Source organism: Amycolatopsis marina, from assembly GCF_900111885.1.
In the GTDB taxonomy this organism is placed as follows: Bacteria; Actinomycetota; Actinomycetes; order Mycobacteriales; family Pseudonocardiaceae; genus Amycolatopsis; species Amycolatopsis marina.
In genome coordinates this window covers 41,048-57,353 of sequence record NZ_FOKG01000020.1, presented here as the reverse complement: position 1 = coordinate 57,353, position 16,306 = coordinate 41,048, and the positions used below count along the sequence as shown (strand labels likewise).

At 64.7% G+C, this 16,306-nt stretch carries 14 protein-coding genes and 1 pseudogene; 10 read left to right on the top strand and 5 right to left on the bottom strand.

Going from position 1 to position 16,306, the window contains the following annotated elements; all coding sequences use genetic code 11:
• Nucleotides 1-483 precede the first annotated feature (483 nt).
• A complete protein-coding gene (locus BM199_RS26545) occupies nucleotides 484-1,110 on the bottom strand; it encodes a TetR/AcrR family transcriptional regulator (RefSeq protein ID WP_091676972.1) in 627 nt (208 codons plus the stop codon).
• Nucleotides 1,111-1,179: 69 nt separating this feature from the next.
• Between BM199_RS26545 and BM199_RS26540 the strand changes: the two genes are divergently transcribed.
• The gene (locus tag BM199_RS26540; protein ID WP_091676969.1) at nucleotides 1,180-1,890 is read left to right on the top strand and encodes a DUF6544 family protein; all 711 of its coding nucleotides are present in this window, start codon (nucleotides 1,180-1,182) and stop codon (nucleotides 1,888-1,890) included.
• Nucleotides 1,891-2,956: 1,066 nt separating this feature from the next.
• On the opposite strand, the gene BM199_RS35020 is transcribed toward BM199_RS26540, so the two are convergent.
• Nucleotides 2,957-3,079 (bottom strand): hypothetical protein, encoded by a 123-nt coding sequence (locus BM199_RS35020; protein ID WP_281245761.1) that lies wholly within the window; start codon nucleotides 3,077-3,079, stop codon nucleotides 2,957-2,959.
• A gap of 86 nt (nucleotides 3,080-3,165) precedes the next feature.
• On the opposite strand from BM199_RS35020, the gene BM199_RS34710 reads away from it, so the two are divergent.
• Nucleotides 3,166-3,588: a YHS domain-containing protein gene (locus tag BM199_RS34710; protein WP_245788749.1), complete on the top strand. Its 423-nt coding sequence runs from the start codon at nucleotides 3,166-3,168 to the stop codon at nucleotides 3,586-3,588.
• 130 nt (nucleotides 3,589-3,718) lie between these two features.
• Here BM199_RS34710 and BM199_RS34705 read toward each other — a convergent pair whose 3' ends face one another.
• Nucleotides 3,719-3,961 carry a hypothetical protein gene (locus BM199_RS34705; RefSeq protein ID WP_245788747.1) on the bottom strand — a complete coding sequence of 81 codons (243 nt, stop codon included), beginning with the start codon at nucleotides 3,959-3,961 and terminating at the stop codon, nucleotides 3,719-3,721.
• Between BM199_RS34705 and BM199_RS26525 the strand changes: the two genes are divergently transcribed.
• Together BM199_RS26525 and BM199_RS26520 are read left to right on the top strand one after the other, a co-directional pair.
• The gene (locus tag BM199_RS26525; RefSeq protein ID WP_245788745.1) at nucleotides 3,950-5,857 is read left to right on the top strand and encodes a heavy metal translocating P-type ATPase; all 1,908 of its coding nucleotides are present in this window, start codon (nucleotides 3,950-3,952) and stop codon (nucleotides 5,855-5,857) included. The genes BM199_RS34705 and BM199_RS26525 overlap by 12 nt on opposite strands.
• Nucleotides 5,858-5,900: 43 nt before the next feature.
• Nucleotides 5,901-6,106 (top strand): annotated as a pseudogene (locus BM199_RS26520) (metal-sensing transcriptional repressor).
• Nucleotides 6,107-6,305: 199 nt separating this feature from the next.
• On the opposite strand, the gene BM199_RS26515 reads toward BM199_RS26520, so the two are convergent.
• Entirely contained in the window at nucleotides 6,306-7,742 is a 1,437-nt protein-coding gene (locus BM199_RS26515) for an MFS transporter (protein WP_091676965.1), read from the bottom strand.
• A gap of 149 nt (nucleotides 7,743-7,891) precedes the next feature.
• Here BM199_RS26515 and BM199_RS26510 point away from each other — a divergent pair, with 149 nt between their 5' ends.
• From BM199_RS26510 to BM199_RS26490, 5 genes are all read left to right on the top strand, one after another.
• Nucleotides 7,892-8,689 (top strand): helix-turn-helix transcriptional regulator, encoded by a 798-nt coding sequence (locus BM199_RS26510; protein WP_091676962.1) that lies wholly within the window; start codon nucleotides 7,892-7,894, stop codon nucleotides 8,687-8,689.
• 1,029 nt (nucleotides 8,690-9,718) lie between these two features.
• Nucleotides 9,719-10,861, top strand: a complete 1,143-nt coding sequence (locus tag BM199_RS26505) for a PLP-dependent cysteine synthase family protein (protein WP_091676960.1) — start codon at nucleotides 9,719-9,721, stop codon at nucleotides 10,859-10,861.
• Nucleotides 10,858-12,159 carry an MDR family MFS transporter gene (locus BM199_RS26500; RefSeq protein WP_091676957.1) on the top strand — a complete coding sequence of 434 codons (1,302 nt, stop codon included), beginning with the start codon at nucleotides 10,858-10,860 and terminating at the stop codon, nucleotides 12,157-12,159. The genes BM199_RS26505 and BM199_RS26500 overlap by 4 nt, the downstream gene beginning before the upstream one ends.
• A 474-nt stretch (nucleotides 12,160-12,633) precedes the next feature.
• Nucleotides 12,634-13,245: a DUF305 domain-containing protein gene (locus BM199_RS26495; protein WP_342741741.1), complete on the top strand. Its 612-nt coding sequence runs from the start codon at nucleotides 12,634-12,636 to the stop codon at nucleotides 13,243-13,245.
• Nucleotides 13,246-13,441: 196 nt separating this feature from the next.
• On the top strand, nucleotides 13,442-14,491 hold the full coding sequence (locus BM199_RS26490) for a C40 family peptidase (RefSeq protein WP_245788741.1): 1,050 nt from the start codon (nucleotides 13,442-13,444) through the stop codon (nucleotides 14,489-14,491).
• 541 nt (nucleotides 14,492-15,032) lie between these two features.
• On the opposite strand, the gene BM199_RS33480 is transcribed toward BM199_RS26490, so the two are convergent.
• Entirely contained in the window at nucleotides 15,033-15,356 is a 324-nt protein-coding gene (locus BM199_RS33480) for a hypothetical protein (protein ID WP_143101927.1), read from the bottom strand.
• A 120-nt stretch (nucleotides 15,357-15,476) separates the two neighbouring features.
• Between BM199_RS33480 and BM199_RS26480 the strand changes: the two genes are divergently transcribed.
• The gene (locus BM199_RS26480) at nucleotides 15,477-16,277 is read left to right on the top strand and encodes a class I SAM-dependent methyltransferase (protein ID WP_091676949.1); all 801 of its coding nucleotides are present in this window, start codon (nucleotides 15,477-15,479) and stop codon (nucleotides 16,275-16,277) included.
• Nucleotides 16,278-16,306 lie beyond the last annotated feature (29 nt).

Genomic DNA, 16,306 nt, shown 5'->3' with positions numbered 1-16,306 from the left:
CCAATGCCACCGCGTGGGGAATTGCCGGTCGACCGTGACGTCCAGGTCGGCCAGGTCGTCGCAGGCCCAGATGAACTCCGGACGCTTGCGTCGCAGGTGACCTTTTGGAGTCGACCAAAAATTGTCCGTTTAGGACACCTTGCAATTGAGACCGGGCAGCCAGCCCACCATGCGTCGTGCGCCAATGAGGGGCCGTCGCCTTCCATCGAGCGGACGTCGACGAGTTGCCCCTCAATCGATGCGTCGACCATCTTGCCGTCGGCGACGAACACGCCGACATAGTGGATCGTACTGGGATTGCCGGTTCCGAGCGGACCGGCGCCCGTTTGGCGGCGACGGGCTGCAGGTCGCGCACGATCTCGGTCTTGTCTTCGGGTAGTAGTTCCGCGCGGACCTCGTCGCCCAGCGCAATCGGCAGCAGTAGCCAGTACCCCACCTTGCCTCGCCGGCTCAACCTTGCGCGCAGCCATGCGCTGCAGGGGGCTACCCGGGCATGGGCTCCGGCCGGAGGGCGCTGGCGACGGCGTGAGCGAGGGCGCCCTTGAAGTTTTCGTCGTCCAGAAGTCGCGGATCGAGAGCCGCCTGCTGGCATGCGCCATCGAGCAGGCTGAAAACGATCAACGCAGTGTGCGGAGAGGGTTGTGCCAGGTGGAACCGTCGCGCAGCCTTCCGGAGAAGTTCGTCGTGTGTAGCACGTAACTGGCCGTAGTAGCTGTTCAACAGGTTAGCTGCGGCAGGTTCACGAAGGGCTTGTAGCCGGGATTCCAACGACAGCACGACGGCTTCCGGGCGGTCGCGCACGCGATCGAACCACAGACCTACGAGACCGTCGATCAGTGCTTCCAGCGACAGTGCCCCTTCGGCCAACTCGCGCAACGGATCCAATCCGGCGACGCGATGTGCGAGCAATGCCCGGAAAAGCTTCTGCTTGGTCGCGAAGTGATGGTAGACGGCGCCCTTGGAAGCTCCGGCCTCCTCGGCCACGTCGTCAATCGTCGCCTCGCTGTAGCCGCGACGGGCGAATACCCGTGCCGCTGCATCGAGAAGTGTCTCCCGGGTCTGGGCGGCTTGGCGCTGCCGCAACGTCGTTCGCATGGTCTCCGACTTCACGGACTCATGCTATCTTACCGACTGACAAGTCGGTGAAAGTCTCAAAGTCTTCGAATAGAGGCGCGCACGATGAAGATCAGCACCTTTGATCCCGGCCCGCTCACAGAGCAAGTCACCCCGGGTGGGCTGCGTTACCTGACCCACGCCATCCGACCGGGAACACCGGTCGCGAACGAGGCCGTGATCAGCTTCTCGGGCCGGGTCCGCCTGGACCCCTCCGGTCCATGGATGCCGTTTCGGGCGACCGAGACCATTCACGCTGGGCGCTCTTACCGGGTCACCGCCCACGCCCGGCGTGGTCCACTGAGAGCAAAGATCGAGGACACCTACGACGCCGGAAGAGCCCGATCCCGTGTCCGTGTGCTGGGGATTATCCCGGTGCGCTCACAGGACGGCGCAGACCTTGTCCGCTCTGCCCGTGGCCGTCTGGTGGTCGAGTCCACGTGGCTTCCGTCCGCGTATCTACCCGCCTACGGCACTCGCTGGTCCGCCGGCGACGATGGAGAGAACATCACGGTGCCGATCGACGGAGAGGACATCGAGGCTGTGCTCCATCTAGGCGCTGAGGGTGAACTAGTTGAGCTGCGGCTACTCCGTTGGAGCAACCTCACTGAGGATGGTCGATACGGCTGGGTGCCATTCTCCGCCAAGGTCCACGCACACCGCTCGTTCGACGGATACACGATCCCCTCCGACATCAGGGCCAGCTGGGCAACTGGCACCGAGCGAGAGTTCGAATTCTTCCACGCAACGGTTGAGCACGCGCAGTTCCGAGCGTGATCGAGAACAACCCGACGCCAGCCGAGGTGAGTCAAGCCCCGCACATTGCCGCGCGGTCCGGCCGACGACGCGCATCCACCGGCCAGATCCCGATCTCCGGGCCTTGGACCAGCACTTCCCGGTTCGTATGCTGACACGTTAGGTTCACCACTTTAGCCATCGTGCGAATCATGCTACTTGAGTCCGTTTCCGCTGGTAGTGCGGTTGCGAAGCCCTATGGTCGCGGGGTGTGACCCGGAAATGAGGATCTGACTGGGTCCAGCGAAGGCGTTCGGTGCCCGCTATGACTAGCCGTCCACTAGTGCCTTGGTCTACTCGGGCCCCGCCACAGATGATCCAACGATATGTGCGGCTAGGCGGCATGGAAGCCCCAGCCCAGGACGTCCATACCGTCTAGCCCACACACCGACCATGATCAACTGCTGGCCGCACCTGTCTACGAGCAGCCCACCAACGACATCACGAAGTCCGACTGGAGTACTAGTTGATCTAGGGAACGGTCCTGGATGGACAACCACCACCCTTCTCGTCGAGACGGGAGCCAGGCGCGGCTGCCGGAGTGCGGTCATGTGGTGTGGTCTTCCACCAGGGCTAAGGCACGGCTGGATCCCGGCAGTGGGGCGAGGGTCAGAAGATCGAATCCGTAGGCCTTGTCCGGGTACAGCTCGCTGAGAAGGTTTTTCGCGGGGTAGGTCCGAGTCGGTGACGCGCAGTCGGCCGTCGAAGGTCGCTGTGGTGAGCACCACGGCTGGCCCGTCGCCGTTCTTCCGGAACTCCCGCGTCTCGCGCGCTGTGATTCTCTGCTCTCGCGGTGGTTGCGCTGCCGGCGGTAGGCCGGACGCAGGGCCCGGTCTGGGCAAAAGGTAGGTCGAATTCCCAGGAGGGTGTGCGTTGTAAGAGCCAGTTGAGATGGTGTGCGGGGGTACGGTGTGAGATGCGGAATCGCCGCGTCTTGCCGTTTTCCCGTTGCCGCTGTTGGCCGGGCATGATCTTGTCGGACTTGACGTGTGCATGCACCCGCCGGCCGCACCGGGACCGATGACTGAGATGCGGGTGTGACCATCCATCAGGAGGCCGCCCTCTGGCTGGTGGCCGAGGCGGCGAAGGTCGGCAGGTCGGCCCGGAAGGCACCTTCGGCCTGACCCCGCTCGAGCAGACCGCGCATACGCGCCTCAGAGGCTTCGTGCATTTCACGGATACGAGCAGCAGGCCGCTGATGAAGCCGCGACCCCCTTGATCTCATACCCCCTGGGGGCATAGGGTACAGTCGTGCCAATGAAAGAGCCCGTGTTCGTGGTGAGCAACAGCCTGCGGCAGCGGACTGTCAAGGCCCACGCGGGCGACGACAGCACCGGCACCTGCCAGCCCCGCACCGGCCCGCGAGCCAGTGAACGCCTGACCACGGTCAACGACACAACAGAAAGGAAACTGATGACTGCACACGAGAACCTGAACCTGACCGACGCCTCGACAGGTGGCAGCTGCTGCGGCCATGCACCCAGCGCCGACGCCGTCGCACAGACCCCTGCCGAGGACATGGCCGAATGCCCGGTGATGGCTGGGACCCCGGTCGTCAAGGCCGAGGCTGAGGCGGCCGCTCTCTACCGCGATTACAACGGTCAGCGGTACTGGCTGTGCTGCAGTTCCTGCGGCCCCCTGTTCGACGCCGATCCCGAACGCTACGTCACCGCCGCCTGAGACAACATCTGGTTCCTCGCTCCCGAAAGACACGCTCTCGCGGGAGCGCGGAACCTTCGCTCCGGTCCCGCCCGTCAGCCCGGACGACGAACGAAAAGAGCCGACCATGAGCCAAAATCCCGCGACACGATCACCCGCGGCACACGACCATGCGCACCACGACGAGCCCGACCCTCATGCCGGCCATCACGCCCACCACCAGGAGCACGTCGAGTCCTCGGGCGACCATGGTCACGACGCGCAAGCGAGCCATGGCGGTCACGATCACGGGCATGGCGGCCACGGAGACCACGTCGGACAGTTCCGTCGCCTGTTCTGGATCATGCTCGTCCTCGCCGTCCCCGTAGTGGCGTTCAACGACATGTTCGCCCATCTCATCGGCTACCACCTGCCCGAATCTCAATGGGTCTGGTGGGTCTCACCCGTGCTGGGTACCGCCGTCTACTTCTGGGGTGGCTGGCCCTTCCTCACCGGTGGGCTGAGCGAGATCCGCTCCCGCAAACCGGGCATGATGCTGCTTATCGCCCTCGCCCTCACGGTTGCGTTCCTCGCGTCCTGGGGGGCCAGTTTGCATATCCTCGACCACGAGCTGAACTTCTGGTGGGAGTTGGCGCTGCTGGTGGTCATCATGCTGCTGGGCCATTGGATCGAGATGCGCTCCCTGGCCCAGACCACCTCGGCGCTGGATTCCCTGGCGGCGCTGCTGCCCGATGAGGCCGAGAAGGTCGACGGTGACCAGGTTGTGAAGGTCGCTCCAGCTGACCTGGCGGTCGGGGATGTCGTCGTCGTTCGCCCCGGCTCCTCGGTACCCGCAGACGGGAAGATCGTGGACGGCTCGGCCTCAATGGACGAATCGATGGTCACCGGGGAGTCCAAACCCGTGCGGCGTGAGAACGGTGAGCAGGTCGTCGCCGGCACGGTTGCTACCGACTCCGGGCTGCGTGTCGCGGTCACAGCGGTCGGCGAGGACACGGCCCTGGCGGGAATCCAGAAGCTCGTGACCGATGCCCAAGCCTCGTCTTCCCGCGCGCAACGGATCGCGGATACTGCGGCTGCCTGGCTGTTCTGGTTCGCCCTCGGCTCGGCGGTGATCACCGCGATCGTCTGGTCGCTCGTCGGGATGCCCGATGACGCGGTGGTCCGCACGATCACTGTGCTGGTCATCGCCTGCCCGCACGCGCTGGGCCTGGCGATTCCGTTGGTCGTCTCCATCGCGACTGAACGTGCCGCCCGCGGCGGCGTGCTGGTCAAGGACCGCCTAGCACTGGAGTCGATGCGCACCGTCGACGCCGTGCTGTTCGACAAGACCGGAACCCTGACCAAGGGCGAGCCCACCGTCACCGCAGTCGAACCCATTGGCGATCGTGGCGAAGACGAGGTATTGGTTCTGGCCGCCGCTGCCGAGGCCGACAGCGAGCACCCGCTGGCCAGAGCCATCGTCGGCGCCGCCCGCACCCGGGAGGTGAGCGTCCCCCCGGCGTCGGAGTTCTCCTCGTCGCCTGCGGTCGGAGTGAAGGCGACCGTGGACGGTACCGTGATCGAGGTCGGCGGCCCCTACTTGCTCGACCAGCGCGGGGCCGCGGAACTTCCTGTCGCCGATCGGTGGCGCGGTGAGGGTGCGATCATCCTCCACGTCCTCGCCGATGGCGAGGTCATTGGTGCCCTGCGGCTCGCAGACGAGATCCGACCCGAATCACGCTACGCCGTCGACGCCTTGCACTCTGTCGGCGCACAGGTCGTGATGATCACCGGAGACGCCCAGGCCGTGGCCGACACCGTCGCGAAGGAACTCGGCATCGACCGGGTCTTCGCCGGTGTCAGGCCTGAGGACAAAGCCGCCAAGGTCGCCGAACTCCAGGACGAGGGCCGCAAAGTCGCCATGGTTGGCGACGGCGTCAACGACGCCCCCGCCCTCGCACAAGCCGACGTGGGAATCGCGATCGGCGCCGGCACCGACGTCGCGATCGGCTCGGCCGGTGTGATCCTCGCCAGCTCCGATCCACGTTCAGTGCTCTCGGTCATAGAGCTCTCCCGGGCAACGTTCCGGAAGATGAAGCAGAACCTGTGGTGGGCGGCCGGATACAACCTCGTCTCCGTGCCGTTGGCTGCGGGCGCTCTTGCCTCCATCGGGTTCGTACTGCCGATGAGCATCGGCGCGATCCTCATGTCCGTCTCCACCGTCGTCGTCGCGCTCAATGCCCAGCTGCTACGCCGGCTCGACCTCACTCCGGAGGCAAGCACCACCAAAATCCTCGACCGTTCAGCATGACCACCAATCAGCCAGTCCAATATTCGTCAGGAGGTCACCTGACATGGACACCCTCACCACCACCCCCGCCCAAGCCACACACGGCTATATCACCGAGAAGGATCGCTACCTCGCAAGGCTCAGACGCATCGAAGGCCAGGCCCGTGGCATCCGCCGAATGTCGCCAGGGCCACCAACAACGGCGGAACCGAGGCAGACCAGAAGATCAAAGAAGCCTCCGACGCCATCGCCAGACTCGTCAAGTCCTGAGGAGGAACACATGAAAACCTTCGGCCGTGCGATGCGATCAGCCCTCGACTCCAGCGAAGTCAGAGTCTCGGTCAGCCGCTGCTGCAATGCCGTGAGATGGGTCGTCACCGCGACCACGAAGCCATCCAATAGTCGCCGATAACGTCAGCTCCATCCTCAAGCCGGGCCTTGCTCGCCCGGACTCGTCACCGGGACCGCCTCAGACTTTCGGGGCGAAAGTTGCGGGTGGGCAACACTTCCTGAGCAACGTGGCGATGAGGGAGGCGCCAAGTGCTAGGAGCCCTGCCGCGACGGTGAGCGCGAAAGAGAAGCCTTCCGTGGCGGCGAGGAGCGGACCGGTCGAGTCGGCCAGGGTGTCGGTTCGGCGGGCTGCCAGGGTGACCAGCACCGCCAAGCCAACAGCCCCACCGATCTGTTGAACGGAGCTGAGGACTGCCGCGCCAAGACCGGCGTCCTCTCCCGAGGTGCCCGCGACAGCGGCGACCGTCAATGCGGGCAGGCTCAGGCCGCAGCCGAGGCTGGTGACGAGCATGCCAGGTAGCACGCCGGTCACGTAACTGTCGCTCGGCGCCACGCCGGACAGTAGAAGTAGCCCGGCAGAGCTGATCAGGAACGATATGACGAGCGTGCGGCGCATCCCGAATCTGATCACCGCGCGGGAGGACAGCCACATGCCTGTGAGAATTCCGGCACCGTAGGGCAGATAGGCGAGGCCAGCCTGCAGCGGGCCATATCCGAGCACGGTTTGCAGATGGATCATCAGCAGGAAAGCCATCGCGAAGAAGGCGGCAGAGAACAGCAGTGTCGCGCCGTTGGCGACGGCGCGGGTGCGAAAGGCCAAGAACGACAACGGCACCAGTGGCCGGGCCGTACGCGACTCGACCACGAGGAACGAGACGGCAAGCGCGACGGCAACGAGCAAAGAACCGACAACCTTCTCGCCATCCCAACCCGATTCCCCGGCCTGAAGCAGGCCGTAGACCAGGGACACGACGGCACCTGTGCCCAACACCGCGCCCGGCACGTCCAGGCGCGCTCTGACGGTCGCCCGGCTCTCGCCGACCAGTCGCGGGACCAGCGCGACGGCGAGCACAGTCACAGGCAGGTTGATCAGGAAGATCCAACGCCATGAGGCGAGGTCGGTCAGTGCACCGGAGATCACCAGGCCTGTTGTTCCGCCGAGCCCGGCGATGCCGCCCCAGATGCTCAGCGCCCTGGCGCGCTCGTTGTTGCCTGGGAACATGAGCGTGATCAGCGACAGTGCCGCCGGGCTGGCCATTGCCGCACCCGCACCCTGGACAAATCGGCCGGTCACGAGCTGCCAGGGCTCCTGGGCAAGCCCGCAGGCAAGGCTCGCGACGCCGAACAGCGCCACGCCGGCGAGGAAGACCCGCCGACGGCCCAGCAGGTCGGCCGCGCGACCGGACAGCAATAGCAGCCCGCCGAACGCAAGGAAGTACGCGTTGACGACCCAAGCCAGGCCCACGGCAGCGAATCCGAGATCGTCCCGGATGCTGGGGAGGGCAACACTCACCACAGTGTCGTCCAGGACAAGCATGAACTGCACGAAACACAGCACGACGAGCGCGGGTCGGCGGCGGCCAGGGCCTGCGACGGAGATTGACGCCGTCGTCATGAAAGGCGCCCTGTCGCGTCCGGCGCGTGGGTACTACAGCGCCGAAGGCGCGGATGGATCGGCATGCGACGACGCTAAGCACCGGCTGCGCTGGCTACAATCCGCTACGGGGACAGGTCATGTTGCGTTGAGGACATAGGCTGGAGACCGTGAGCGAGGCTGTGTCAGGCGCCGTCCCATCCGGCGTGGGGACCATCGTCGTCGGGAACTTCCCCCTGTCGTCCGGGCAGTGGATACCTGAGCACAGCCACCCACAGCATCACCAGCTGGCCTGGACGCGGCGCGGCGTGCTCGGCGTCGCCGTCGACGACACCTACTGGGTCCTGCCGCCCACCCGGGCGCTGTGGTTGCCCGCGGGGATCGTCCACCGAACCGGCGCGACCCGCGACGCCGTGCTACGCAGCCTCTACCTGGAACAAGACAGGTGTGATCTGAACTGGCGAGAGCCGACGGCGGTCGGTGTCGACGGGTTGCTAGCCCAGCTGATCGACCACCTCAATCGAGAGGACCTCGCCGACGATGCGCGGTTGCGGGCCGAGGCGGTCGTGCTGGATCTCCTGCACCCGTTGCCGATCATGCCGATCGACGTACCGCAACCCGTGGACGAACGCGTCTGCGCTGTGGCCGACGCACTCCTTGCCGATCCCGCGGATCCGCGGAACCTCGAGGCGCACGCACGGGCCATCGGCGTGAGTCGACGCACCCTGACCCGGCTCTTCGTCCACGACACGGGCATGAGCTTCGATCGCTGGCGCACCCACATGCGGCTACGAGCCGCACTACCCCTCCTCGCCGAAGGCCAATCCGTGTCCCGCGCCGCGCGCACCGTTGGATACGCGACACCAAGCGCCTTTCTCGCGGCGTTCCGCCGAGTCGTCGGCACCTCCCCAAAGCACTACCTCAACGGCAACGTCTTCTTCGAGGCGCATGACACAACATCGCGCTAGCGCAACGATCGCCCGAGTTGCCCGACACAATCCTGCAGTTTGGCTGATCCGGTCGCCATTCCAGCTGATCTTGACGGTGCGGCACGTCCCGATCGGCTGGCCGTGAAGGTGCCCACCCCTTCCGCTGCACTAGGTCAGGCTGCTACGCAGCACACGCGTTCGCGCCCCGGTCACTGCGTTCGCACGCAGCGGCACACAAGCCGATGTGAGCACTGTTCTTCGGCCTGGTACCGCAACCTACGGGTTTCGTTGCCTCCAACTGCCCAGGCGCCCGAGTCTCCAGAGTGCACAAACGGAATTGTTTGCACAGTCGCCAAAAAGGAGTCTTCTGACAGAGACTTTACCTGAATGGTACTTCAGATGGAAAAATAACATGCTCTATGCGCATCAGACGATGTGACCGTACGTCACTCTCGCCACGTCCGGGTGAAACTACTCACCGGCGCGCGCATCGCCGGCGAGTCCTCGGTATATTGACGGCATTGTGAGGGTTTCACTGCCAGCGCAGCGTTCGCGTGTACTGGGCTACTTCCTGTTAGTCACGTGCATTCTGGTTGTTTACCTCGCTTTTCACGCGTTTCCATGCGCGAGTGGCCACTCCGACTTGCAGCCATCGCCCACCGAGTTCTCAGTCTCACAAATCGCGACCGAAGCGACGGACGACGCACCCCACCATCACCCGAGCGGTTCGCATTGTGACCACGTTCCGACTCACGCATCGGTCGATCCTCATTGCCTTGCCGTCCCGCGAGCGGCTGACGGTAGCGGGCTCGCACTGTCGGCGTTGTTGCTCTCGCTACTGTCAGCTCTCACTCCTTCGTCTGGTATCTGGAAACTCAGGCCTGCCGGCATAAATCGGACATCTGACGCCAGACTGGCACGACAAGGAAAAACAGTTCTCTGTGTTCTCTGTGTGATGCGGCGCTGATCAGGCGACCTTTCCCCTGATCAAGTTCTGGGTTTCGTTGCAGAACGAACCCTGGCATCTCTACTGAATGGCGGCTGCCGCCTAACCACAGAGTAGGACACATGTTTTCGAACGAACTTATTCATCCTGTTCGGCAACTCTCGTCGACGTCCGCGCAGGAGCAGTTGGGAACCGCCAGCGCGCGTAAAGCAAGCATCGTTGGGAATACCCCCGTGGTGTGGATGGACAAGCCCTTCACCACCGACGGACGTGGCTTCTGGGCGAAGCTGGAAGGCCAAAATCCCGGGGGTATGAAGGACCGGCCGGCGTTGCACATGGTCGCTCGTGCACGGGAGCGCGGCGAGTTGCAGCCGGGCGGGCTGATCGTGGAGTCCACCAGCGGCACCCTGGGGCTCGGACTCGCGTTGGCGGGCATCGTCTACGGCCATCCTGTGGCTCTCGTCGCAGACCCGGGGATGGAGCCGATCGTGCACCGGCTTCTCCTCGCTTACGGCACTCGCGTGGACATCGTCGACCAGCCGCATCCAACCGGCGGCTGGCAGGAGGCTCGACGAGTTCGCGTCGCACAATTACTCGCCGAGAACCCTGGATCGTTCTGCCCTGATCAATACCATAATCCGGATAATGTCGACGCGTACGAGTCGCTGGCTACCGAACTCGTGAGCCAACTCGGACGGGTCGACGTACTCGTCTGCTCCGTCGGCACCGGAGGGCATTCGGCAGGAGTGTCCCGGACACTGCGACAGTTCTGCCCTGATCTGCGACTGGTGGGCGTCGACACGACCGGCTCGACCATCTTCGGCCAGCAGGCCCGACCCCGACTGATGCGCGGGCTGGGATCCAGCATCTACCCACGCAACGTCGACTACGAGGCCTTCAACGAAATCCACTGGGTAGGCCCCGCGGAATCTGTGGCGACCTGCCGTCGACTGGCCGAATCGCAGTACGCCTCCGGTGGCTGGAGTGTGGGCGCAGTGGCACTGGTCGCGGGCTGGCTCGCCCGGACACATCCGCCGGAAACCCGCATCGCCGCCATATTTCCCGATGGGCCGCAGCGATACTTCGACACCGTCTACAACGACGAGTACTGCGCGCTGCACGGCCTGCATCCAGCTACGCCCCCAGCCGAGCCGGAGAGGATCGCTCATCCTGCCGACCGTGAGGTGCAGCGCTGGACCCGGTGCACCACGGTGGTGGACCCGCTGAGCGACCGCGACCTGACACTGACGAGTGATGCCTCGTGACCAACATACTGACGCAGTTCCGCTCCTTCGACCGGTCGGTGCAGCTGCTGGCCATCAATCAGTTCACCATCAACATCGGCTTCTACATGCTGATGCCGTATCTCGCGGCACACCTCTCCCTGGAGTTGGGACTGGCGGGTTGGCTGGTCGGGCTCATCCTCGGCGTGCGCAACTTCTCCCAGCAGGGGATGTTCCTGCTCGGCGGTTCGCTGGCCGACCGGTTCGGCTACAAACCGTTGATCGTCGCAGGGTGCGCACTGCGTACCGCCGGCTTCGCGATGCTCGGGCTGGTGAACTCCGTCCCCGCGTTGGTCATCGCCTCGGCGGCGACCGGGTTCGCCGGAGCCCTGTTCAACCCGGCAGTGCGGGCCTATGTCGCCAAGGACGCCGGACCCCGCCGGGTCGAGGCATTCGCGATGTTCAACGTGTTCTACCAGTCCGGCATCCTGCTCGGCCCGCTGATCGGGCTGCTGCTCACCGGAGTCGCGTTCCAACTCACCTGCCTGGTCGCGGCAGTGGTGTTCGCCGCACTGACAGTGTTGCAGGTGCGCTCGCTGCCCGACCGACGGGCAGATGACGAGAGTGAACGCGGATCCGTGTTCGGCGGCTGGCGTACGGCGCTGGGGAACCGGCGGTTCCTCGCGTTCTCCCTGGCCATGATCGGCTCCTACGTGATGTCGTTCCAGGTGTATCTGGCACTGCCACTGGAGACCCGCAGGCTCGCACCGTCGGAAACCGTCGGAACGATACAAGTCGGGGTGCTGTTCGCCGTCTCCGGCATCATCGCGATCGTCGGGCAACTCCGCGTGACGGCGTGGTGCCGGACGCGATGGAGCAACGGCCGCTGCATCACCACCGGCCTCGCCCTGATGGGACTCGCGTTCGCCGCCCCCCTGGCCACTGTGTCCACGTCCAGCAGTAACGAAGGACTACTGGTGTCCACGTTGACCTTTGTGCCCCTGCTGGTCTCGATCGCAATACTCACCTTGGGCACCGTCGTGGTCTTTCCATTCGAGATGGACACCATCGTCTCGCTGGCGGGCGAGCGTCTAGTTGCAACCCACTACGGGCTCTACAACACCATCTGTGGTGTCGGCATCGCCATCGGCAACCTCGCCACCGGGGCATCACTCGATCTTGCGCGCAGCAGTGGTGTTCCCTGGCTGCCGTGGGTCGTTCTCATGCTCATCGGCGCCGCGTGCGCACTCGGAGTAGGCACACTGAGCCGGTCCGGTCGGTTGGCTCCCCCGACCACCGCCGTCACAAGTCGAGGAGGAGCGGATATTGTGCAGGCGTGACACGCGAGGGCACCGCCAGCACCTGGGCACGATGGGCGACGCTGTGTGCCCTCGTGCTGGGGGTCCTCGTCATGCACCACACCGTGTCGACCGAGGGCGATCACGCAGCGAGTGGACATGGCGCCACTGCGATCGCAGCCGTCGACGGTGCTATGACCACGCAGCCCGACGACAAGGGGCAGCAACCCCCACCTGGTGAGCACAGCCTCCTCCATCTGTGTCTGGCAATTCTTATCGGTGCTGCCGCTCTCGTCCTGGCTCGGTTGTGGCGACCGATCGCGATGGTGTCGCCGCGACGCACGCGGGGCCGACGTGGCTGCGCCACACCTGCTCGTGATCCACCGGCCTTCGGAGGTCGTGAAATTCTTCTCACGGTGTGTGTTCTCCGGGTGTAACAGACCCACGCGTGCGCGCCTGCCCAGCCACATGTGCGTGACCTTGTCTGCCCGAAAACACATACTGAGTGAGGAAATCGTGTTGCGAAAGAAAGTTCTGCGGTTCGCCCTGCCCGCGTTCGCCGCAAGTGTCCTGCTGGCCGGTTGCTCCGGAGAGGAGCCCCCTGTCGCCTCTCCGGAAGCGACAGCCGGCCCAACTGCTGCTGCAGAATCAGCCCAACAGCAGGAGTTCAACCAGGCCGATACGGCCTTCGCCCAACAGATGATTCCGCACCACCAGCAGGCCGTCGAAATGGCCGAGATGGTGGCGTCGCGGACGGCCAACTCCAAGGTCATCGAGTTGGCAGCGCAAATCCAGCAGGCCCAGGCCCCGGAGATCGAGAAGATGACTTCGTGGCTCGAGGCCTGGGGCGCTCCCATGCCGATGCCCGACATGGATGGGATGGATCACGGCGAGATGCCCGGGATGATGACGTCCGAGGTGATGTCCGAGCTCGAGCAAGCCAAGGACGCCGACTTCGACCGCCTGTGGCTGGAGATGATGATCGAGCATCACAACGGTGCGATCGAGATGTCCAACACCCAACTCCAGCAGGGCGTCAACGCCGAAGCGAAAGAACTGGCCCAGCAGATCATCGATGCTCAGCAAGTCGAGATCACCACGATGAGTAATCTGCTCGCCACCAATTAATCGCCGTCCACAGTGCTGCGGTGGGGTTTGCGACGATGCGGCCCCACCGCAGGACCAGTCGCGCCACTGAGTACGGATCGAGCCGTACTATGACCGATAGTGGACAGGCGGGCGTCGTTACCTTAGTGTGACCGCGCGGGCCGGCGGGGCGGTCCCGGTGCCAATCCACGCACAGCCATGAGGAGATTCAGTACCCGTGAAACCCCATGCTCGCCGTATCACCACGCGCGCGTCGGCCGCCACCGCGATGGCGTTCGCCGTGGTGTTGAGTTCGACGACTGCCGATGCCCAGCCCCCGACGAGCGACTCCGATGCCATGGAGCGCTACGAGGAGCTGGGGGCCCAGGCAGCCATGGCCGACGAGGACCTGCTCGAGGCCCAGGCGAACCTCAAAGACAAGCAGGGCGAAAAGGCCGCAGCCGAAGCCGACCTCGCTGCCGCGACAGCAGCCTACGAACAAGCCCAGGGGGCCGAGGGCCAGTTCCGGGGGCACGTGGACAAGTTCGCCGCGGCAGCCCTGCAAGGCGCCCCGCTCAGCCGCATGTCGGTGGTGCTCACCAGCGACTCGAGCAGCGACCTCCTGGACCGCATGTCGGCACTGGAACTACTGGCGGCCGACAAGGCGAACGCGTTGGGTCAGCTAAGCGACGCCAAAGACACTGCGAGCCAGGCCCAGGCCAGTGCCACAGAGGCACGACAGCGTGCGCAGCAAGCCACTGCTGCTGCACAACAGCTCGTTGATCAGGTCGAACAGCGCCAAACTAAGCTTGAGGACCAGATCCAGCAGGTCCGTAACGCGCTGGACGACCTGGCCCCCGCGCAGCGCACCGAACTCGGCACCGTCCAGGACACCGGTTCGTACCTCGGCCCGCCTGGCGCGGCCAACGACGCGCTCCAGGCAGCCCTGTCCCGACGAGGATCGGAGTACGAATGGGGCGCCACCGGGCCCAGCGAGTTCGACTGCTCCGGCCTGACCTCCTGGGCCTACCGGCAAGCCGGCATCTCCATCCCCCGCACCAGCCGACAGCAGTACCAAGCCGGTAAGCAGGTCGGCCTCAATGAGTTGCAGCCCGGAGATCTGTTGTTCTACGACGACGGCACCGGCAACCCCGGCGCCATTCACCACGTGGGTATGTTCGTCGGCAGCGGCAAGATGGTCGACGCCCCCACCGAGGGGCAACTCGTCGACGTTCGCTCCATGGAAGGCGACGGCCACCTGATCGGCGCACGTCGCATGGTGGGCTGACAAGCCAACGAGCCGTACGTGCGCCTGAGTCGGCTCACGTACGCCGTCTTCGGGGTGTCACGCAAGCAGGGACGCCCCGAAGACGGCCACGAGGACAAGGACGCACGCGATCATCGTGACCCGCGCGTCCCTTGGTCGTTCGCGACTCGGTACGCAGTGGAAACAGCGGCTGCCTGCCGATCGTGTGGGCCGCGCGTGCACCAACGAAGAGCACACCTGGGATCTCCCGTTGCACAATCAGGACCAGTGTCAGTGTGACGACGCCGATTACCAGGGCAGTTCCGGCTTCGCCGAAGCCTGCCGGTCAGGGAAGCGCCCTGGCCCGCCGACCGCAGGTCCTTGAGCGAGCTGGCTGACCTGCGTTCGAGTGACAATGACACGCTGGCACAGCTGGTTGTTTGCCGGGCTGGCACCAAGGTGCTCGCCAGGACTGGCGACCACCTTCCACTCACCGGCGCGAATCCACCGGACGTGAGCTGTGATCACGACCCTACCCATGCCCGCGACGAGACCGCCGATCCTCTCGAGTCGCTCGAAACGATCACGTGAATCCGGCAGGCCGTTGACTCCGACGCGTATCCCCGACGAAGCGCACCGCGACCGCGTACGGCGTGCCGAGTTCCACCGTGTCGAACGAATACGTCACCGCAAGGCCGCCCGGAAGCTCGGCTTCGCCGAGCACGGCCGGAGCACACTCGCCGGCTGGGTACTGCTCCTCGTCAAAACGCAGGCCGGCCGCGGTCGGGCGCGGTGCTTTGGCGATCTTCGGCGGCAGTATCGATACTGTTGCCTTGTCAGCGGTCTGCTTTCCAATCGCCTTCTTACGTGGCTTGTTCCCAAGCTGTCTTCCCTTCCATGCCGACACGACTTAGTACTATGAGCGGTAGTAGTAACATCGGCGAGTCGTAATGCGAAGGAAACCCTGAAACCTACTACCTGCTCTAGTTGACTAGTGCACCAGACTCCCCTGCTGGACGGAGCCCGTATGACCGCGTCGACGTCCCACCTCAAACGATGGGCCCGCACCACGGAGAGCGTCCTGCAGCGAACCCTGACTGCCATCGGACTCAGTCAGTCGACGGCAAGGATCGCGGCCGACTCCCAGGCGTACTGGACGAGTTCCCACGGCAAGCGGTGGATGGCCAACTCCCACTGGCGCGAAGCACCAATCTTCGACGACAACGACCTATGGATCCGGATGGGAATGCAACACCTCGGCATGGTGGAGCGGAGCGCGTGGGCAGCACGTTCCGGACGGCCCTGGCGGCGGGTGGTGGACTGGGGATGCGGTGGTGGTGCCAACGCCGCGGCGTTCGCCCCGCACACCGGAGAACTTGTCGGCGTGGACATCTCCGCAGAGACCGTGGCCGAATGCGGACGACAGGTCGCATTGGTATGCGACACTCCATTCCGTGGCGTGACAGTCGATGTGGCGGAGCCGGAGACAGCGATGGTCGACATCGGATCGTGTGACGTGTTCCTTTGTCTCTACGTCTTCGAGCTGATTCCAACTCCTGAATACGGGGTGCGGTTGCTGCACATCGCGCGAGACCTGTTGACCCCCGGCGGACTAGCTTTGATTCAGATCAAGTACGACGACGGACGGTGGCTGTCCCGACCCCGGCGCCGGGAGTATCGGCGAGAGCTGGCCGGGATGACAACCTACCGGATTCCGGCGTTCTGGCAACTCGTTGAACGATGCGGTCTCACTCCAGTGTCCATAGAACTGGTGCCTCGTAACGAACTGGACGAGCGTTACGCGTACTTTGTCATAAGAAAGAGGTAGGCCGTACGAGGACCAGACTGGCGGTAACC